Below are 19,226 nucleotides of genomic sequence, written 5' to 3' on the forward strand. Positions count from 1 at the left end.
GTTCACACCATCACCGGCGTAGTGCGCCAACGCATCGGCGGCCGCGAGCATTCTCTCGCGAAATCAACGCCAGGAGTGCCGCACCAGCAAAGCTGGTTCGGGTGGTTCGAGCGACAGAACTAAAATCGGAGGAACTCTTTGGGATATCTCAATCCACCGCCACTTGAGACTTGCTACACGCGACTGCAAGACAAGGTCATTTTCATAACGGGCGCTTCGAGCGGCATTGGCGCAGCAGCGGCTGAGCTCTTCGCTCGGGAAGGCGCCAAAGTCGTAGCAGCGGCCCGACGTACCGAACGTGTTGAAGACGCTATGTCCAAATTGCGTGCCGAGGGGTTGCAGGCTGCCGCGGTCGCCTGTGACGTATGTAATGAAGTGTCCGTGGAGAACGCCGTACGCTTCGCATCAGAACATTTCGGTCGTCTGGATGGCGCTTTCAACTGTGCAGGAGTGAGCGGCGCGCGGCTGCCAATTCACATGGCACAAGTGGAGGAATTCGATCGGGTCATGCAAACCAACCTGCGTGGCGTATTCCTTTGCTTGAAACACGAGGCCGCAACTATGCTTCAATCGGGAGGTGGGTCGATCGTCAATGCCTCGTCCATTGCTGGCATGATCAGCGCCGCCGGCAACAGCATCTACGCTACCAGCAAGTGGGGCTTGACCGCGCTAACGCGTTGCGCCGCGCTTGACTATGCCCGTGATGGAATTCGCGTCAACGCCATCGCACCTGGCCCGACGCGGTCGGAAATGTTCGATGCTTGGAAGCCATCTGAAGAGGACCGCGAGCAACTCGCAGAGGCATTCCCGATGAATTATGTAGCGCACCCTCAGGACATGGCTCGCGCAGCGCTATTCCTGTTGTCGGATGAATCGCGCTGGACGACGGGCGCTATTTTACCTTGCGAAGGCGGTAGAAGCGCTGTCTAGAAAGCCTTGACTAGGACGTCTGCACCGCGTTCGCCGCCAACACCTCCATTCCGACTGGAATTTTGCGACCAATTCTCCGGGCCGTTTCAGTTAACACTGATCGGTGCTTGAGCAGTTCCACTGTCGAGAGCCGGCTGGCCGGTGCAACTATGCTAAGCGTGGCAACCAGCGAACCATCCCCATCGCGAATAGGAACCGCAATTCCCCGCACGCCTTTCTGGTAACTTTGGTCGGCAACTGACAGCTGCTCTTGCCGTACCTTGGCCAGCTTCTCCGAAAAATCGTTGATGTCTGGCGCGGGAAATGCCGGATATGCGCGGGCTGCCTCCTCGACCACGCTCGCCGAATCTTGCGCCGACATCTCCGCGAGACTGATGAGCCCTGTAGCCGTGACGTGGACCGGTGATCGCTCACCCAAAGTGAAACGAACAGTCAGCGGGTGTGACGCTTCGTTATAGTGTACGCAAACCATATCGCGGCCATCTCGTACATGTAGGCCAACGCTTTCACCAACCTCTTCGCGAAGGCTGCGCATCTCGCCTGCGGCGAGCTCAACAAAGCCAAGCGCCTGAAGACGCGAAGCCGCCAAATCCAAAATCGCCAACCCTAGGCGGTACCTCTTGGTCGCCAAATTCTGCTCAATAATGCCTTCTTCGCACAGCGATCGCAGGAGTCGATGTATTGTTGCCTTGTCGAGCACCAGCCGGCGGGCGAGTTCGCTGACCCCGAGTTCGGGATGCTGAACACTAAATTCTCGAAGCAATCGGATCGTAAGCTTTGCCGTTTTCATAGCGCCCTGACTTAAATGCTCCTCGTGACTAGTCCCCTCGCAACCTCTCGGTCAAGTAGCTGCAATGGTGCGATGGGACCAGGAGCGCGCGGTTGGAAAGAGCAGGCTTTGAAAAAGGCACGGTGCGGACGGAGCCGCACAAACCAATATGACCGCGATGCGAACCAACCTGTCGTTTCTATTCATGATCCAAATACCAAGTTGCCGTTTCGGCCGCTTTCTTTGACATTCTGGCTCCGGTCTCACGCGCCGCATCGCTGTCGGCTCGACTTTGCATCCACCCTATCATTGCAAAAGCGCGTAAGGCGGTGAACAATGGCAGTGCCTTGATGTCACGCGCTGTCAACGTCCTTTCGGAGGCATACCCCTCCAGCAATGCGCATTCGATGACGTCAAAGAGCGGATCCTCTCGATTCTGATAGAGGCTCACCGCAACGTCGTACATACGCCATCCGAAGCCGCAATCATCGAAATCGATGACTTGGGCCGAGTGGTCCTCGCTCATCAAAATATTTTCGCGCACAAGGTCTGCATGTATCAATCCGAAAGTCCTGGCGCTTTTCTCGAAACCCACTAAAGCACCCATCGCCTTTTCCCGAGATTTCGATACGAGGTCACGCAAGGCATGATCGAGCAGAGGCGAGTTGGTAAAAGGCCCCCACAATAGATTTTCGGAGAAGAAAGCTCCGAAGTCCCATGCGTGCCTTTCAAAATCACAGGGAAGAGGCCACGCCTCAGTCAGATTGTGCATCCGCGCGATCGTGCGTCCCAAGGCTGAGAAAGAACGCTTCGCTTCGTCACCTGACATGTTTAGCGGGACGCCACTCTGGCCAAGCGGCCGCCCCTCCACCCAGGACATGCAGTCAACTTGCCGCGACTGAGAGGAAGCCTCCGTCCGAGCATGCACGAACAACTCACCCGACAAAGCTGCAATCGGCCGGGGCGTCGGGATGCCACTGGCTTGCAGGTAGTTCATCCACTGCAACTCCGATCGCAACGCGGCGTCGGAATGGTAGCCAAACCGGTGGATACGCAATGCCGCAGGCAGGCCACTTGGCATGACGACACGAAAAACGACGTTCTCCCGGTATTTGAGCAATACTGGATCGCTGTCTTCGACCCCCCAGGCTATCAGCGCCTGACGAGCCAGATTCTTCATCGCGACGGCTTCATCGGCGTTGTTCTGATGCCCGGTCATCAGAGCGCCTCGCAGGCAAGGTCGGCAAGAACCTCATCAAGGATACCAACGAGGAATGTCGCATTCTCAATGCCAAAAGGCATTGGTGGTCTTATTTTTAGAACGTTGCCGTGAATGCCGGTCTTGCCTATCAGAACGCCACGTTCGCGCATTTCATCGACGACGGCGGTCGCCAAGTCAGGCGCTGGGTCGCGGATAGCGCGGTTACGGACCAGTTCCAGCCCGAAAAACAGCCCCGTACCTCGGATATCACCGACGCACTTATGACTCTCGGTCAAGGGGCGCATCAGTGCCAGCGACGCTTCACCTACTCGCTGTGCGTTGTCGATGAGGTTCTCGCCCTCTAGCACGTCCAGCACCGCGTTGGCTGCCGCACACGACACTGGATTGCCGCCGAAAGTGTTGAAGTAGCGGAAGGCCTCGCGAAACGATGCCAAAATCGCTTCTGATGTCGCGACGCCGGCAACGGGGTGGCCATTACCCATCGGCTTGCCCATGGTTACGATATCGGGCAGGAAGCCGACGCGCTGGTGGCCCCAGAAATGCGTGCCTGTGCGACCAAATCCAGGTTGCACCTCGTCGGCGATCACCAGTCCACCAGCCAAGCGCACGGCTTCGATGGCGCCATCGAAGAAGCCGTTGACCAAACTTGGAAATCCCTCATTGGCCAGCATCGGACACACGATCAAGGCCGACATGCCTATTCCAGCGGCCTGCAGCGACCCGATAGCTTCGCGGACGTCGGCAGCGAACCGCTCACCTTCCTGCCCATCCCCTGGCCTAAGGCTATCCGGTGCCGGTACGAGCCGAATATGTTGAGCATGGCCGCCGATCGGCGGCATGCGCGTGCTTAGCTGTGAGACCGCGGCGGTGTTTCCATGATACGTCGCGTCCGTAGCGATAACGCCCAGGCGCCCGGTAATAGCTTGCGCCATTCGTAGCGCGATATCATTCGCCTCGCTGCCGGTACACACAAGAACCGCTGTCGAAATCGGCGGAGCGAACGTCGCTGTCAAACGTTCGACATAGTCGAGAATGGTCGTGTGCAGATAGCGAGTGTGGGTGTTGAGCAGCGACGCCTGTCGATGCATCGCCTCTACGACATGCGGATGACAATGGCCGACATGGGCCACATTGTTATAAGCGTCAAGATAGCGCCTGCCGTCCGAGTCGAAAAGCCAAACACCCTCCCCACGCACGAGGTGGATCGGATTGGCGTAAAAGAGCTGAGACTTGGCCCCCAAAAGTTTGGCGCGTCGCGCCACCAGATCGGATTGCTGGGCCATGTTCTTATCTGTCAACGGTCGTATGCAGTTTGGGCGCTGCCGAGCCGAAGCGCCCTTGCCAATTGGCAGCGACTTCTTGATTGTACAAATGGCGCGGAGGGTTACCGGCCAGCAAGTCGTGCAGATTGTCGATCAAGGACTCCGTAAGTGCGCGCATCAGTTCAACGGTGTGACCCGCATTATGCGGCGTGAGGATTGCGTTGGCACAATGACGCAGCCGGCTTTCGGCTGGCAGGGGTTCGATTGCGAAGACGTCAACTGCCGCCCCGCCGAGGCGACCTGCCTGTAGCGCGTCTGCCAGCGCATCTTCGTCGATCAACGCGCCTCGTGACGTGTTGACGATCACGGCGCCTGGTTTCATCAGAGCAAGTTCATCTCTCCCAATCAAGCTACGACTGGCACCGGTCAACGTCATGTGGAGCGATACGACATCGCTCTCACGAAGGAGATTTGTTAGAGGCACTGCGGTCGCGTCCAGGTCTGCATCCGTCACTGCGGGGTCGGCGACAAGGATTCTCACCTGCCACGGCGCCAAAAGCTCAGCCACCGCTCGACCGATGCGGCCAAATCCGACCAGCCCTACTGTCTTTCCTCGTAGCATACGGCCAAGCACCAACGGCTCGCGCCAACTTCCATTCATCAACACCGTTTGCTTTTCTGCAACACGGTGCATCAAGCTCGCAATGAGCATCACCGTTGCTTCCGCCATGCTGTAGACACTCTCAGCCGGTGCTCCATGGCCGACCGCTATGCCGGCGAGCGTTGCCGTCTTGACGTCGAGTGGATCGACGCCGATCGTCGGAAAAACAATGCTTCTTAACCTCCCTGCCTTCTTCATCAAGGCGACCGGGAAACGACCCCGCGGCGTCAGCACCAGAATGTCGATGCGGGTGGTGAGGTCTCCCCACTCTTCCGGTGGCAATCGTGGTGAAACCACTTCGTGGCCGGCGGATTTCACCATCGCTCGAGCATGATCGAGTGCATCGCGCAGAATCGCGCTCTCCGGCACTGCGACCACAAATCGCGACGGTTCTATCTTACTCGAACGTGGCATCTGGGGGTTCACATACGTGTCCGTTCGCCAGTCGGATCGTAGAATGGAGCCAATTGAGCCACGGCAGGAAATTTCGCACCTGCCACCTCGATCTCGAAGCTTCCCTGTTTCAGCCAATCAGCAGAAGCACCGCCGGGGGCGAATACGTAACCCATGCCGAGCGATCGGTCGATGCGAAAGCCCCAGCCACCAGAGGTGATGGTGCCCACCCGATCGCCGTTGCGCCAGATGATCTCGTTGCCGATCAGGATCGGTGCGTCGTCGCCTTCCAAGGCGAACTGAACGAGCCGAGATTCTGGGGGGCGCCCCCGCTGCGCCTCGACCCTTTCCCGGCCGATAAAGTCGCCCACCTTGTGCCAGCCCACCGCGAAGCCGAGACCGGCCTCAACCGGTGTTTCGTCGGCAGTGATGTCCAAGCCCATCAGGCGATATCCGCGCTCCAGGCGACACGCCGCTACCGCATAGAGTCCAGCATAGCGCAATCCGAAGCCGGCACCTGCTCCAACGATCAGGTCGTGGAGATAGCCACACATCTCGGTAGGCACCAGGATTTCATACCCGAGTTCACCTACAAAGGTCACGCGAGAAGCGCGAACTGTTACATGTCCCAGGTTGATTTCGTCGGAATACCCAAAATTGAGGGCATCGTTCGAAAGGTCAGAATCGCTCAGACTCTGTAGCAACTGCCGGCTCTTGGGGCCCATTATAGCCAAGAGACCAAAAGAACTTGTGACATCCTGAACGACAGTCGCCGCGCCTTTCGGCAATTTAGCATCCAACCACGCGAGATCGATCCTCTGATCGGCGAAACCAGAAATGACCAGGAAGCGATCCTCGGCCAATCTTGTGACCGTGAGATCCGCCTCGAACCCACCCTTCTCGTTCAACCAAGCTGTGTAAACCACTTTTCCGACCGGTGCGTCGATTTCGTTTGCGCAGAGCCTGTTGAGATCGCGGAGTGCATCCGGACCGGAGATGACGAATTTGGCATAGGCCGATTGGTCAATCAGCGCGACATTGTCGCGGACAGCCAGGCTTTCTTCGCGCGCAAACGGATACCAATCCTGCCGCCCCAATCTGTATCGGAACTCGCTGGAATCCTTGGGTGCGTACCAAAGCGGAATTTCCCAGCCGACGCGCTCACCAAAGTGCGCACCAGCCGCTTTCAGTTCATGGTGCAATGGCATCCGACGCACATCGCGAGCGCTCTTCATTTGCTTGCCGGGCCAAGGCATGTTTGACCAGATGCCAATCGACTCGGTCACTCGTTCGGCCATAAAGTGGCGATTGGCTTGGAATGGCATTGTGCGGGTAAGGGCGAACGCATGCATATCGACCGGGCTGTTGCCTGAGGCAACCCATTCCGCCACGACTTTGCCCATGCCGCCTGATGACATAATGCCGCTGGAATTGAAGCCAGCTGATACAAATAATCCGCTGACCTCGGGGGCCGGCCCTATGAGATAGCGGCCGTCTGCGGTAAAACTCTCCGGCCCGACGAAAAGGGTCTGCACACCAGCGCTTTCTAGACGCGGCACGCGCTTTGTTGCCATGGCAAGTTCGTTTTCGTAGTGCTCGTAGTTCCCCGGCAGACTATCGAACTCGAATTCCTCCGGAATGCCGTGCGTGGCCCATGCCTTGCCACGCTCCTCGAAAATTCCGACAAGCAACTTGCCTGCGTCCTCCTTGTAGTAAGATCGTTCTTCCGAAATCACCAGAATGGGCGTTTTTGAGTCGAGCTGGGCGATCGGTTCCGTAACCATATAGAAGTGTTCGGCCGCGTGAAGCGGCACAGCCACGCCGACCTTGCGCGCCAGTTCCCTAGTCCACATGCCGCAGGCCAGAACAACCGTGTTCGCCTCGATCTGCCCGTCTTCAGTCTCGACGCCGACGATCCTATCGCCGCGTTTGAGGAGTCTAGTGACATTTGTATCCTCGAAGATGCTGACGCCACCTTGGCGAGCGCCCTTGGCCAGGGCCATGGTATAGTCCACAGGATTGACCTGACCATTTTCGGGAATATGAAGCGCCCCTAGGATGCCATCAATGTTCAGAAGCGGCCACGCCTCTTGAAGTTCTTCTGGCGTCACCATGGGGGCCAGAACGCCAATATATTGGGCATAGGAAGAGGAGCGCCTCAGGAGTTCCAGCCGATTTTCGTCGAGGGCGATCATAAAGCCGCCATTCTGCTTGAATCCTGTGGACTGCCCGGTTTCTTCTTCGAGGCGGCGCAGAAGATCTATCGAATATTTCGCTAAATCAGCCATTGATCGCGACGGCCTCAGTCGACCGACAATGCCGGCCGCGTGCCACGTCGTTCCGGATGTCAGTTTCTTGCGCTCCAGCAAGACGACGTCACGTTTTCCGAACTTCGGCAGATGGTAGGCAATCGAGGTTCCGACGATTCCACCCCCGACAATTACGACATCGGCGCGTGCGGGAATTTGCTTGGACACTGACTTTCTCCCCTCAAAAAGCGGCTTCCAAGCCGATCTGGATAAGCTCGAACAAGATGGAAAAGTGATCGCCTTCAGGCATCAGCCCTCCGCGTTTGTCTTGCCGCCTATCGGTCCATACGCGACGCTTGTTCGATACGATCGTGAATCGTTGATTATATCGCAACGCCGTTTCATTACTATTTCCGGCGCAAACGCGAGTGTCAATGCCCGTCCAGCAGTGAAGGAGTCGATTGAAGGCTGGACCGTCGTGCAAAGCCGTTGACCCAGAGCGCCTCTGCACGGCCTCGGTTATCAGGCTCGTCAGCCTGCGGCCGGCGGTGACGTCCGATAGAACTCGGCGCAAGCGAAGTCAGACCAGCAATGCGATGTCGGTTCGGTGTTTACGCGAAGAATTGCAAAGCGCAGGATTGCCGACGCCGAAACCGGCGAAGCAGGCCAAATCGGACGCACCGGTCCGGAGAAGTTTTTGGTGAGGCTCAGTTCTGGCCCTGTGACAGCGCGCCCGCGACCGACGCGGCACCGGCCTTCATGGGAAGGCTATCGGGCTGCTTTTTATGTCGTGAGCTGGCGTTCAAGTGGTCGCCCTAGGTGCACGGGGCGCACTTTCGCAATCATGTCTTTACCGCTTCCGGATGGGCCGCGCGAAAGGCTGGCAGTTCCGCACAAGTGGAATCGATGGCCCGAATGCGGGGCATGTCCTTGAGATCGACACCCCATCGCTCAGCATTGTAGACCTGCGGCACAAGGCAGAAATCTGCCATAGTCGGGCTGTCTCCATGACAGAATCTGCCAGTTGACGGATGCGTGAGCAGGGTTTCAAACGCGCGAAGCCCCTCCCCGATAAACTTACGCATCCAAGCAGTGCGGACTGCGTCGCCGCCTCCAGTGAGTTCCATGACATGGGCGCAGACGCCCATGTTACACACAGGATGAATATCCATGGCGATCGCGTGGGAGAGAGCCCTAACGCGCTGGCGGCCGGGCGGATCTTTCGGCAGCAATGTGGCCTCGCGGGTTTCGCAGAGATATTCGATGATCGACAGCGACTGGGTCAGCACCACGCCGTCGATGTCGAGCACGGGTACGAGACCTTGCGGATTGCGTGCCAGATGGTCCCGCGATTTATGGGTCTTGTCCAGGAGGTTTACGGGGACTGCTCGATAAGCGAGGCCGATGTTGTTGAGCGCGATGCGCACACGGTAGCTCGCAGACGAGCGCCAGTAATCATAGAGAACGATCTCGCTCACGTCGGTTTGCCGCAGTGTAACGCGGTTTTGAGCGCTTCACTCAGCACCATTCGGTTACCGATATGGTTGGCGAGCAGCAGGATAAGACGGGCGTTCAAAGCATCGCTTTCAGCCTTGCTCAACCCCTCATGAGCGTCGAGCAGTTCCGCATAGAAATCATCGGGTCGAGCTATGTTGGGCATGGTTGTCAGTGCCGTCATCGCAATCTCCCGATGGCTTTCAGCAACGCCCTCCGCACCGCTGTCTCGTCGAATGCGTGCCAGCGGGCAGCGACGTGCTGATCTGGACGAAGCAGGTAAACGGCGCTCGTGGCGGTCCCGAGCCAACATGCGCGAAAAGCCTCGGTGTCGTCGCCGGTCGCGGCCACGACGACGCGTTCGATCGGAATGCCGTCGATGTCCAGCATCTCAGGCGCCCCGGCATTGATGGTAAGAAGCTGGAAGCCGCCACCAAGGTGGTCGAGTAGCCAGCCTCCGCCCACAGGCGCATCCACAGCCGGCGAACCTGGCCGGGTTTGCATCGGCAAACCGTCACAATCGGGCCCGTTCAGCGGAGAGCCCTCATAGGTCGATGGAACCGAAAGGCGGCCTGAGTTGACCATGGGGCGCGTGGCTGGAAGGTGCTCTGAAAGATCGAGCACGGCGTCGCGGAAGAGGCGGCTGGTCTCGGACTTCGGCGTGATGAAGTCTGTCGAGCGCGACGAATTGAGGATATTTTCATCAGCTGCCTGCACCCGCTCGGCGTCATAGCTGTCCAGCAGGCTCGCAGGCGCTTTGCCGTCGATCACCAGCTTGAGCTTCCAGGCAAGATTGTCAGTGTCTTGCAGGCCCGAATTGGCGCCGCGGGCGCCGAAGGGCGAGACCTGATGCGCGCTATCGCCGGCAAAGATCACCGGACCATGGCGGAATTTTTCCATGCGCCGGCATTGGAACGTGTAGATCGAGACCCAGTCGAGTTCGAACTGCGCGTGCTCGCCGAGAAACGCCTTTAAGCGCGGGACCACCTTTGCCGGCGTCGATTCCGCTTGCTTGTCGATGTTCCAGCCAAGCTGCAGGTCGACCCGCCAGACATTGTCAGGCTGCTTGTGCAAAAGCGCGGACTGGCCGCGGTTGAAGGGCGGATCAAACCAGAAGCGGCGCTCAACCGGAAAAGCAGGACTGTCTTCCATAACGATGTCGGCGATGAGGAAGTTGTCCTCGAAGATCCTGCCGATGAAATCGAGGCCGAGTGCCTTACGCACGGGGGAACCTGCGCCATCGCAGGCGATCAACCAGTCGGCGATCAGATCATACGGGCCATCCGGCGTATCGACGGAGACACGGACACCGTTTCCGGTATCATTGACGCCTGTCACGCGATTCTTGCCGCGCAGTTCGATCGGTCGCCCTTCCGCCTCCAGCGTGCAGGCACGGTCAACCAGATACTGCTCGAGGTAGTATTGTTGGAGATTGATGAAAGCCGGCTGTTTGTGACCACCTTCGGGTAACAGGTTGAATTCGAAGACCTGTCGTTCATCGAAATACACCTTGCCGACGCTCCACTGCACGCCCTTCTCCACCATCGGAGCCGCGCAGCCGAGCCTATCCAGGATTTCCAGCGAGCGCTTGGCAAAGCAGATGGCACGCGAACCGAAGCTCACCTTGTCATTCTCGTCGAGTACAACGACGGCAATGCCCTGACTGGCCAGGTCGATCGCCAAAGCAAGGCCCACAGGCCCCGCCCCGACGATGGCGACAGGGCGGCGCACGGGTCTCTCGGCGTCCTGGTCAGACGATCGCCGGTAGGGATAGAGCGGTGTTTCGAAGATCTTGGTGATGTGTGCCTCCCAATCGAACCTTTCGACAGCATTTATCGCTGCAGGGCGTCCCACATCTGGCGGTCGCGTTCGGCGGTCCAGATCCGTGGAGTGTCGATGCCGAGCGCTTCGTCGTAGGCGCGTGCGACGTTGAATGGCAGGCAGTGTTCGTAGATCGCGTAGGCGGCAAATTTCGGGTCGCACTCGGCTCGGCAGGCGTCCCACGCTTCCTTCAGCGTGCCGCCGCCCTGGGCAACGCGGGCGATCGGTCGATAGGTCGAGCGCACGAAGTCGACAGTGTTGTCGAGAGCCTTTTTCACCAGCTCCTTGCTGGTCAGCGCGTCGCCGCGCCCCGGCGCGATCGCGTCGACGTCAAATGCACGGATCGCCTCGATCGTTGCCGGCCAGTCGCTGAAGTGACCATCGCCGCAGTAGCAAGCAGAGTGATATTCGATGATGTCACCGGTGAACATGACGTTCTGGTCGGGGACATAGGCTACGATGTCACCCGCGGTGTGAGCGCGACCAAGATGCATCAGGTCGACCCGGCGCTTGCCCATATAGACCGTCATGCGTTCCTTGAAGGTCATGGTTGGCCAGGTCAGGCCCGGAATGCTTTCGTGTCCCTGGAATAGGCGCGGGAAGCGCTGGAACTCCGAATCCCAATCTTCCTTGCCGCGCTCGGCGACCATGCCGCGCGCCTTTTCCGACATGAATATCTGCTCCGCATTGTAGGCGGAGGCACCGAGAACCCGGACAGCATGATAGTGCGAGAGCACGACATATTTGATCGGCTTGTCGGTGACGCGGCGGATATTCTCGACAACCTTGCCGGCGAGCCGTGGGGTGGCCTGCGCATCGACGATCATCACGGCGTCGTCGCCGATAATCACGCCGGTGTTCGGATCGCCCTCGGCCGTAAACGCCCAGAGGTCCTTACCGACTTCGGTGAAGGAAATCTTCTTTTCCGCAAGGTCGCCCTGCGAAGCAAATGCTTTTGCCATAGTCAAAATTCCTTGTTTTTGCTCGTAGAGAGCTGGTGGAGGAAGGCGGTAACCTCGCCTCAGGTTTGAACTCGTTTCTGAACGCTCTGCTTGATCGCACCGAAGATCGACTGTCCTGCCATGTCCTTCATCTCGATACGCACCGTGTCGCCAAACTTCATGAAGGGGGTTTTCGGGGCGCCACTCTGAATAGTCTCGATAGTGCGGATCTCTGCGATGCAGGAATACCCCATGCCGCCCTCGGACACAGGCTTGCCGGGGCCGCCGTCCAGCTTGTTGGACACGGTCCCCGAGCCGATGATCGTTCCTGCGGCGAGCGGCCGGGTCTTGGCGGCATGGGCGATCAGTTGAGGAAAGTCGAAGGTCATGTCGATGCCCGCGTTGGCTTTGCCGAACGGTTCGCCATTCAAGGCAACAAGCAAGGGGAGGTGTAGTTTCCCATCCCTCCAGGCGCTCCCGAGTTCATCGAGCGTCACGGCTACTGGCGAGAAAGCGGACGAGGGTTTTGAGTGGAAAAAGCCGAAGCCCTTGGCCAACTCCGCGGGAATGAGACCACGCAAAGAGACGTCATTGACCAGCATTACAAGGCGGATGGCTTCACCGGCCTGATCGACGGACACGCCCATTGGGACGTCATCCACAATCACGGCCACCTCACCTTCCATGTCGATCCCGTAAGCTTCGTCGGCCATGACGATGGGATCGCGAGGGCCAAGAAAGCTGTCAGAGCCACCCTGATACATCAGAGGATCGCTCCAGAAGCTCTCCGGCATCTCGGCGTTGCGGGCCTTTCGCACCAACTCGACGTGATTGACGTAAGCCGAGCCGTCAGCCCATTGGTAAGCACGCGGAAGTGGCGAGCAGACGTCACCTTCATAAAACGGCGTAGAGGGTTGCGAACCTGCCTCGAGGCCTTCGGCGATCTCTCGAAGTCGGGGAGCAGCATTTCGCCAGTCATCGAGGGCTGCCTGAACAGTGCGCGCGATATGACCGACCTCGCAACAGCGGCTTAGATCCCTTGAGACGACGACAAGCCTTCCGTCCCTGGTTGTGTCTTTGATCGTTGCGAGTTTCATTCCGCCAAACCGTCCTTCTTCACCACGTGGCATCAGGATTCATGAATTGATGCGTAGTTGAGGCATCATTTGATGCCTGGGGTTCCGTCAAATTTCCGGTCCAGATGATCCCAGCATTCAAGGTAGTCATCCTGCAGAGTCTCGAGCTCGGCGGCGTAGCGAGTCAGTTGCTGCGGATACCGGGTCTCGAACATGAAGGCCAAGGTGTGGTCTAGCTTCACCGGCTTCAGTTCCACGCTGGATGCCTTCTCGAAGCCCATGGCATCCGGGCCATGCGGCAGCATCATATTGTGCAGACTCATGCCGCCCGGTACGAAGCCTTCTTCCTTGGCGTCGTATTGGCCCTCGATGAGGCCCATGAATTCGCTCATGATATTGCGATGGTACCAAGGTGGGCGGAACGTGTGCTCGGCCACCAACCAGCGAGGCGGGAAGATGACGAAATCGACATTCGCCGTTCCCGATTCCTCGGTTGGCGCCGTGAGCACCGTGAAGATCGATGGATCGGGATGGTCGAACAGGATCGCGCCGACCGGCGAGAAGGTGCGCAGGTCGTATTTGAACGGCGCGTAATTACCATGCCAGGCAACAACGTCGAGCGGCGAATGCCCGATTTCGCTGACATAGAATTTGCCGCACCATTTCACATGCACGCGGCATGGCGTTTCCTTGTCCTCATAGGCAGCGACCGGCGTCTTGAAGTCGCGCGGGTTTGCGAGGCAGTTTGCGCCGATAGGGCCGCGATCCGGCAGGGTGAACTTGGCACCGTAGTTTTCGCAGACATAGCCGCGCCAATCGGAGCCCTCGCCGAGCCGTGAGACCTTGAACATCATGCCTCGCGGGATCAGGCAGATCTCGGAAGGCTCAACATCAATGATGCCCATTTCGGTGATAACGCGAATAGCGCCGACTTGCGGCACAACCAACAGTTCGGCGTCGGCATTGAAAAAATAATCGTCGACCATGTCGTCATTGAAAACATAGACATGCGCCGCCATGCCGACCTGGGTCATGACGTCGCCGGCCGTCGTCATGGTGCGAATGCCGGCAAGAAAGTTGAGTTTTTCCGTTGGGGCCGGGATCGGGTCCCAGCGCAATTGGCCGAGCGGCAGGGAATGATCATCGAGGCACGGCGCCGATTTCCAGAACGGGTAGCTGGCGTTGGAAAACCGGCGCGTGTGCCGCACACTGGGGCGGATGCGGTAGAGCCAGGATCGCTCATTCGTGCCACGGGGTGCGGTAAAGGGCGAGCCTGACAACTGCTCGGCATACAGTCCGAAGTTGCACTTTTGCGGACTATTCTGGCCCTGCGGCAGCGCGCCCGGAAGAGACTCCGTCTCGAAGTCGTTACCGAAGCCCGGCATGTATTTTGGAGTGTTTGCGCGGTGTATCCGTGCCTGGGCCATTTTCGAAATCTCCGTTCCGCGAAAATTCTAATCTGGTAGCGTTGCCAACCGTCACGTTTGGAACCAATCAGGGCTCGGTCGCACCTGGGCTGGCAGCCGGCGCGATTGAGGTCGAAAGGGCCAGCCGATTAGGCGAGCCCTCTCGTCTTGTCTTGAAGTTGTTACACTCTGTCGGCGTTTAACCGAGCGACGGCTCCAGGCCGCATCATTGCCCTCACCGCCCCAATGACGGCAGCCACCAGGATCGTGGACGGCAGCGCGACAGCCAACGGGCCCGGAGTGCCCGTGAGGATGTCGAAACCGCTAATGCCGAAGTATGCCACGGCAGCAAAGCCTACAGCAGCAAGAGCAGGCATGATCTTCGTCTTGATCGGCTGGTTCGGTTCCAGTTCCGGGTTCTTGTTGAAGAATGCTATGACTGCGAGGCAGACCGCGAGCATCAGAAGGATGATGCATATGACGGCCACGTTCGCGATCCATGCGAACAGGGTAAGTAGCGGATCGAGGCCTGCGATGGCGAAGACCGAGATCACCGCGAGTGCGATAACCGTCTGCACGATCGTGGCGCGATGAGGACTCTGATAGGTGTCATGAGTGCGGCCGAGCCAGGCCGGCACAAGACCTTCTTTGCCGAGGAAGTAGAAATACCGGGCGACATGATTGTGGAAGGCCAGCAGGCAAGCGAAAACACTGGTCACGAACAACACGCGCATCAACACAGCCAGCCAGTTGCCGACATATTGATTTGCGATGTTGAACACGAACTGGATCGGGTCGCCGATGTTCTGCAGCTGGGTGACAATCGTTGACGTGCCCGCAGCCTCGACGATCCAGATGGTCGAGATGGAATAGAAAACGCCGATCAGGAGGACTGCCGCGTATGTGGCGAGCGGAATGGTCCGCTTCGGATCTTTCGCCTCATCACTGTAGAGGGTTGTGGCTTCAATGCCGATGTAGCAGCCGAAGGCAAACACGAATGTGACACCCAGTGCGGACGTGCTTGGCATACCCGACAGCGAAAGCGGGGCGAGATTGAACCCACCAGGAACGCCTTTGTAGACGATCATCAGGTCAAGGATCAAAACCACCGCGAATTCGGCGATGACGAGAATACCGAGCACCTTCGCGGAAAGGTCTATGCGTCGATAGGCAAGGATCCCGATCAGAGCCGACGCGCAAAGACTGAATGCCCACCACGGCACCGTGACACCGGTGAATGTCTTGACCAGATCGGTGCAGACAGGGCCGAACATCCCCGACATGCCGATCTGCATGCAATTGTAGCCGAGAAGCGCCACAATGGCGGCCGCTCCGCCGGCGGTCTTTCCTAGTCCTCTTGTAATCAGGGTGTAGAACGAAGCCGCATTGTGCACGTGGCGGGCCATCGTCACGTAGCCCACCGAGAAAATCAGTACCAGTATCATCATCAGCATGAAGGCCGGGACGATCGCCGTGCCGTTGCCGAAGAGAATGGCGACGGGCAAGACGCCCGCCATATTGGTGAGCGGGGCTACGGCAGACACCACCATCAACGTGATGGCCGCTGCTCCCAGTGTCCCTGCCCGCAGCCCACGATCAGCTGAGGTTTGTTCCTTTGACATCCAAATTCCCCTTCTAGAGTTCATCGGCGTCATTGGTTCATTATTATCACCGATGGTTCTTTATCATGTGATTTTTTTTGGAAATGTCAACCGGCCTGCAGCAACGCTATTTTGCGATGGCATACTTGACATCGATCAAGCCTCGGACCGATAATCTATCTGATGGATACAATAATGAACCGATGGTCAAACAAACCACAACAGGCTGGATGATGGACGACACGCAGGCTCTGCTCGCCAGGCGCGAGAAATTGCTCGGAAAGAACACCTCGATCTTCTACGAGAATCCTGTGCATCTCGTCCGCGGAGAGGGTGTCTGGCTGTGGGACGCGGACGGCAAGCGTTATCTAGACTGCTACAACAACGTGCCCCATGTCGGCCATTGCCACCCGTATGTAGTGGATGCGATCTGCCGACAGGCTTCAACGCTGAACACACACACCCGGTATCTCCACGAAGGCATCCTGAACTACGTAGAACGACTTTTGGGTTACTTCGACGATTCGCTGGATGCCGCCATCCTGACCTGTACCGGTAGCGAGGCGAACGACATCGCTCTTCGGATGGCACAAGCCGTCACAGGAAAGACGGGGGTGATCGCAACAGACTTCACCTACCACGGAAACACGACGGCCGTTTCCCAGCTGTCGACACGTATGCCACCTGTCGGAGGCTATGGCGGCCATGTCCGTCATGTATCGGCACCCGACAGCTACCGGCCACTGGGTGGGGTTGCGGGCGAACCGTTTGCAGCTGCTTTCACCGCTGAGGTAGAGAAGGCGATCCGTTCGCTTGACGAGAGCGGACACGGGTTCTCGGCTTTGATCGTCGACCCGTTCTTCGCGAACGAGGGCTTCCCCGATTTGCCCAAGGGATTCTTGACGGGAGCGGCCGAAGCGGTGCGAAAGGCTGGGGGTCTTCTAATTGCCGACGAAGTCCAACCTGGGTTTGGCAGGACTGGCGACAACATGTGGGGACATCAGCACGCCGGCATCGTTCCCGATGTCGTCACGCTGGGCAAGCCGATGGGAAACGGACATCCCATTGCTGGCGTCGTGGCGGGATCGGAGACCCTGAACGCATTCCGCAAGGCGTTTCGATATTTCAACACCTTTGGCGGCAATCCGGTTTCCTGTGCTGCGGGCATGGCCGTACTCGACGTGCTGGAAGACGAGAAACTGGTCGAAAACGCAAAAAACGTCGGCAAATATGCCAAGGACGGCCTCGTGCGGTTGGCGCAAAAGCATTCCGTCATCGGCGACGTGCGTGGCAACGGACTGTTTTTCGGGGCGGAACTTGTGCTCGACAGGGCGGAGAAGACGCCCGCGCCTGAACTCGCAACGCGGCTCATCAACGAAATGCGCAAGCGCGGGGTTTTGATGGGCAAGCTCGGCATCCACCAGTGCGCGACGAAAATCCGCCCGCCGATGCCCTTCACTACGGAAAATGCCGACCTGTTGATCGGCACCCTCGATGACGTGCTGACAGCGCTCTAGGGAGATTTGTCGTGGGAGACATTTCCGAGGCGCTATCTGCACGTCTTTCACTCAGAGCCAAGGAAGCACTCGCTCACTGGGGACTCTCGCCCCAGCAGCCGGAGCTTCTGAAGTACCGTGAGAATGCAGTCTTCAGGATTGCACTTTCGGACGGGCGCCCCGCGGTCCTGAGGCTCCACCGTCCTGGATACCACAGCGCCGCGGCCCTTGGTTCGGAGCTGCAGTGGATGAAGGTGCTGAGGCAAGGCGGAATCGAGGTCCCGACGCCTCTCCCCACTCTCAACGGCGGCGACTATATAGCGCTGCCGTCGAGCGTGGACTTTCCCGAACAGAACGCCGACATCGTGTCTTGGCTCTCCGGAGCGCCGCTGGGCCAGTCGGGCGTGATGCTTGAGCACGAACCGCAAGATCTCGTTCGCCTGTTCAGCGCCCTCGGCAACAAGATGGCCGATCTCCACAACATCAGCGACGCCTGGGTATGCGGCGGTGCTTTCGACCGTCCATCCTGGGACAAGGACGGTTTGCTCGGGGAGACCCCTCTATGGGGACGTTTCTGGGATTTCGACGCTCTGTCGGTGGCAGACCAAAACAAACTCGGTAGGCTTCGCGGTATCTTGTCGTCCAAACTCGAGGGCGTCCAGAACCTTGATTTCGGCCTGATCCATGCAGACCTCGTCAGGGAGAACGTCCTGGTGACGCCAAGCTCCGTCCAGTTCATAGATTTCGATGACTCCGGTTACGGGTGGCGTGTCTTCGATATCGCAACGACGCTATTGCGCAACCGCAAGGAGCCCCACTACCCGGCAATCAAGAAGGCGGTTCTCGATGGCTATAGGCAAAGCAGGGAACTGTCTGAACGTTCCGAATCGCTGCTGCCGCTCTTCCTGCTTCTGCGTAGTCTTACTTACATTGGATGGATCGGAGAACGCCCGGAATTGGCCGACAATGGCGCACGCTTGTCACGCTACCTCGACGATTCATACGGTCTTGCGGACGACTATCTTGGCACAGGCTGGTGATCTTGAACGCGGTTCCTTCTGCAATTTGGTGGCTTAGGAAAGGGTAATCGGAGATGCCTTCGGCAGTCGACGAAAGCAGGCCTGTAGCCCTGATAACAGGCGGAGGCACCGGGATCGGTGCAGCCATCGCATTGAAATTGGCGTCCACGCATTTCGTCGCAATCTGCGGGCGAAGAGAGGCAATCCTGCAAACCGTCGCCAACCAGACGGGCGGACTGGCGATTGCGGCTGATATAAGCGTGCCCGCTGACGCGGCAGCCGTAGTTGAAAAGGTCGTTGCCCATTTCGGTCGCCTGGATTCGCTGGTCCTGAACGCAGGCACTGTCATCGCCGCATCCGTCTCGGAGATGTCCATTGTCGACTGGCAAACCCAAATCGACGTCAATCTGACCGCGCCGTTTGTAATGGCGAAAGCTGCAATTCCGCATCTGCTGCGGACAAAAGGAGCGATCGTCACCATCTCGTCCGTTGCGGGCGCAACGGCCGGTGCCGGGCTGGCCGCCTACAGTGCGTCGAAAGCCGGTGTGACGCTCCTAACCCAGACGATAGCCCTTGAATACGCTCGCCATGGTCTTCGCGCCAACGTGATTGCCCCGGGCTGGGTGCGAACGGAGATGGCCGATATGGAAATGAGCATGCTGACCGAAGGCGGGGACCCAGAGCCGGGATATCGCCGTGTCACGCGGCTCGTGCCGCAACGGCGGGCAGCTGACGCGAGCGAAATAGCAAATGTCGCCGCGTTTCTCCTTTCGCCGGAAGCCTCGTATGTCAACGGCGCCCTGATCAACGTCGACGGAGGCAGCAGCGTGGTCAATCGAGGACTCGTGGAATTCGACCAAGGCTGAGGCAATGATTGGTCGCTGCT

Annotated in this window: 17 protein-coding genes; 5 read left to right on the forward strand and 12 right to left on the reverse strand. The window is 58.5% G+C overall.

All coding sequences use genetic code 11. The features are described 5' to 3' along the window. Positions 1-138: 138 nt before the first annotated feature. Entirely contained in the window at positions 139-930 is a 792-nt protein-coding gene (locus tag EJ076_RS31065) for an SDR family oxidoreductase (RefSeq protein WP_126070426.1), read from the forward strand. A gap of 10 nt (positions 931-940) precedes the next feature. Here EJ076_RS31065 and EJ076_RS31070 read toward each other — a convergent pair whose 3' ends face one another. From EJ076_RS31070 to EJ076_RS31090, 5 genes are all read right to left on the reverse strand, one after another. Beyond that, positions 941-1,720: an IclR family transcriptional regulator gene (locus EJ076_RS31070; protein WP_126070427.1), complete on the reverse strand. Its 780-nt coding sequence runs from the start codon at positions 1,718-1,720 to the stop codon at positions 941-943. 178 nt (positions 1,721-1,898) lie between these two features. Then, on the reverse strand, positions 1,899-2,918 hold the full coding sequence (locus EJ076_RS31075; RefSeq protein WP_126070428.1) for a phosphotransferase: 1,020 nt from the start codon (positions 2,916-2,918) through the stop codon (positions 1,899-1,901). Beyond that, positions 2,918-4,204, reverse strand: a complete 1,287-nt coding sequence (locus EJ076_RS31080) for an aminotransferase class III-fold pyridoxal phosphate-dependent enzyme (protein WP_126070429.1) — start codon at positions 4,202-4,204, stop codon at positions 2,918-2,920. Before EJ076_RS31080 ends, EJ076_RS31075 begins: the two co-directional genes overlap by 1 nt. Positions 4,205-4,208: 4 nt before the next feature. After that, the gene (locus EJ076_RS31085) at positions 4,209-5,270 is read right to left on the reverse strand and encodes an NAD(P)-dependent oxidoreductase (RefSeq protein ID WP_126070430.1); all 1,062 of its coding nucleotides are present in this window, start codon (positions 5,268-5,270) and stop codon (positions 4,209-4,211) included. Further along, positions 5,267-7,714 (reverse strand): FAD-dependent oxidoreductase, encoded by a 2,448-nt coding sequence (locus tag EJ076_RS31090; RefSeq protein WP_126070431.1) that lies wholly within the window; start codon positions 7,712-7,714, stop codon positions 5,267-5,269. The genes EJ076_RS31085 and EJ076_RS31090 overlap by 4 nt, the downstream gene beginning before the upstream one ends. On the opposite strand from EJ076_RS31090, the gene EJ076_RS31095 reads away from it, so the two are divergent. Next, the gene (locus EJ076_RS31095; RefSeq protein ID WP_126070432.1) at positions 7,707-7,979 is read left to right on the forward strand and encodes a hypothetical protein; all 273 of its coding nucleotides are present in this window, start codon (positions 7,707-7,709) and stop codon (positions 7,977-7,979) included. The two genes, EJ076_RS31090 and EJ076_RS31095, sit on opposite strands and share 8 nt — an antisense overlap. 349 nt (positions 7,980-8,328) lie before the next feature. Here EJ076_RS31095 and maiA read toward each other — a convergent pair whose 3' ends face one another. From maiA to EJ076_RS31130, 7 genes are all read right to left on the reverse strand, one after another. Further along, positions 8,329-8,964 (reverse strand): maleylacetoacetate isomerase, encoded by a 636-nt coding sequence (gene maiA, locus EJ076_RS31100; RefSeq protein ID WP_126070433.1) that lies wholly within the window; start codon positions 8,962-8,964, stop codon positions 8,329-8,331. Next, positions 8,961-9,164, reverse strand: a complete 204-nt coding sequence (locus EJ076_RS31105; protein WP_126070434.1) for a DUF2783 domain-containing protein — start codon at positions 9,162-9,164, stop codon at positions 8,961-8,963. Before EJ076_RS31105 ends, maiA begins: the two co-directional genes overlap by 4 nt. Then, complete coding sequence (locus tag EJ076_RS31110) at positions 9,161-10,780, reverse strand: FAD-dependent oxidoreductase (RefSeq protein ID WP_126071186.1); 1,620 nt, start codon at positions 10,778-10,780, stop codon at positions 9,161-9,163. Before EJ076_RS31110 ends, EJ076_RS31105 begins: the two co-directional genes overlap by 4 nt. A gap of 32 nt (positions 10,781-10,812) precedes the next feature. Beyond that, positions 10,813-11,763, reverse strand: a complete 951-nt coding sequence (locus tag EJ076_RS31115) for an MBL fold metallo-hydrolase (protein ID WP_126070435.1) — start codon at positions 11,761-11,763, stop codon at positions 10,813-10,815. A 59-nt stretch (positions 11,764-11,822) separates the two neighbouring features. Continuing rightward, the gene (locus EJ076_RS31120) at positions 11,823-12,839 is read right to left on the reverse strand and encodes a fumarylacetoacetate hydrolase family protein (protein ID WP_126070436.1); all 1,017 of its coding nucleotides are present in this window, start codon (positions 12,837-12,839) and stop codon (positions 11,823-11,825) included. A gap of 65 nt (positions 12,840-12,904) precedes the next feature. Continuing rightward, on the reverse strand, positions 12,905-14,245 hold the full coding sequence (hmgA, locus tag EJ076_RS31125; protein ID WP_126070437.1) for a homogentisate 1,2-dioxygenase: 1,341 nt from the start codon (positions 14,243-14,245) through the stop codon (positions 12,905-12,907). 161 nt (positions 14,246-14,406) lie between these two features. After that, on the reverse strand, positions 14,407-15,846 hold the full coding sequence (locus EJ076_RS31130) for an APC family permease (RefSeq protein ID WP_126070438.1): 1,440 nt from the start codon (positions 15,844-15,846) through the stop codon (positions 14,407-14,409). Between the two features lie 212 nt (positions 15,847-16,058). On the opposite strand from EJ076_RS31130, the gene EJ076_RS31135 reads away from it, so the two are divergent. From EJ076_RS31135 to EJ076_RS31145, 3 genes are read left to right on the forward strand one after another with little or no spacing between them, the layout of a single operon-like run. Then, positions 16,059-17,342, forward strand: coding sequence for an aspartate aminotransferase family protein (locus EJ076_RS31135; protein WP_126071187.1), 1,284 nt, complete (start codon positions 16,059-16,061; stop codon positions 17,340-17,342). An 11-nt stretch (positions 17,343-17,353) separates the two neighbouring features. Continuing rightward, entirely contained in the window at positions 17,354-18,361 is a 1,008-nt protein-coding gene (locus EJ076_RS31140; protein ID WP_126070439.1) for a phosphotransferase, read from the forward strand. Positions 18,362-18,414: 53 nt separating this feature from the next. Then, on the forward strand, positions 18,415-19,206 hold the full coding sequence (locus tag EJ076_RS31145) for an SDR family oxidoreductase (protein ID WP_126070440.1): 792 nt from the start codon (positions 18,415-18,417) through the stop codon (positions 19,204-19,206). Positions 19,207-19,226 lie beyond the last annotated feature (20 nt).

Source organism: Mesorhizobium sp. M7D.F.Ca.US.005.01.1.1 (assembly GCF_003952545.1).
GTDB classification, from domain to species: domain Bacteria; phylum Pseudomonadota; class Alphaproteobacteria; order Rhizobiales; family Rhizobiaceae; genus Mesorhizobium; species Mesorhizobium loti.

Coding starts and splice junctions, on each gene's coding strand:
- EJ076_RS31145 (WP_126070440.1), top strand. CDS start 18,415: ATGCCTTCGGCAGTCGACGAAAGCAGGCCTGTAGCCCTGATAACAGGC.
- EJ076_RS31130 (WP_126070438.1), bottom strand. CDS start 15,846: ATGTCAAAGGAACAAACCTCAGCTGATCGTGGGCTGCGGGCAGGGACA.
- EJ076_RS31080 (WP_126070429.1), bottom strand. CDS start 4,204: ATGGCCCAGCAATCCGATCTGGTGGCGCGACGCGCCAAACTTTTGGGG.
- EJ076_RS31135 (WP_126071187.1), top strand. CDS start 16,059: ATGGACGACACGCAGGCTCTGCTCGCCAGGCGCGAGAAATTGCTCGGA.
- EJ076_RS31120 (WP_126070436.1), bottom strand. CDS start 12,839: ATGAAACTCGCAACGATCAAAGACACAACCAGGGACGGAAGGCTTGTC.
- EJ076_RS31105 (WP_126070434.1), bottom strand. CDS start 9,164: ATGACGGCACTGACAACCATGCCCAACATAGCTCGACCCGATGATTTC.
- EJ076_RS31115 (WP_126070435.1), bottom strand. CDS start 11,763: ATGGCAAAAGCATTTGCTTCGCAGGGCGACCTTGCGGAAAAGAAGATT.
- EJ076_RS31070 (WP_126070427.1), bottom strand. CDS start 1,720: ATGAAAACGGCAAAGCTTACGATCCGATTGCTTCGAGAATTTAGTGTT.
- EJ076_RS31075 (WP_126070428.1), bottom strand. CDS start 2,918: ATGACCGGGCATCAGAACAACGCCGATGAAGCCGTCGCGATGAAGAAT.
- hmgA (WP_126070437.1), bottom strand. CDS start 14,245: ATGGCCCAGGCACGGATACACCGCGCAAACACTCCAAAATACATGCCG.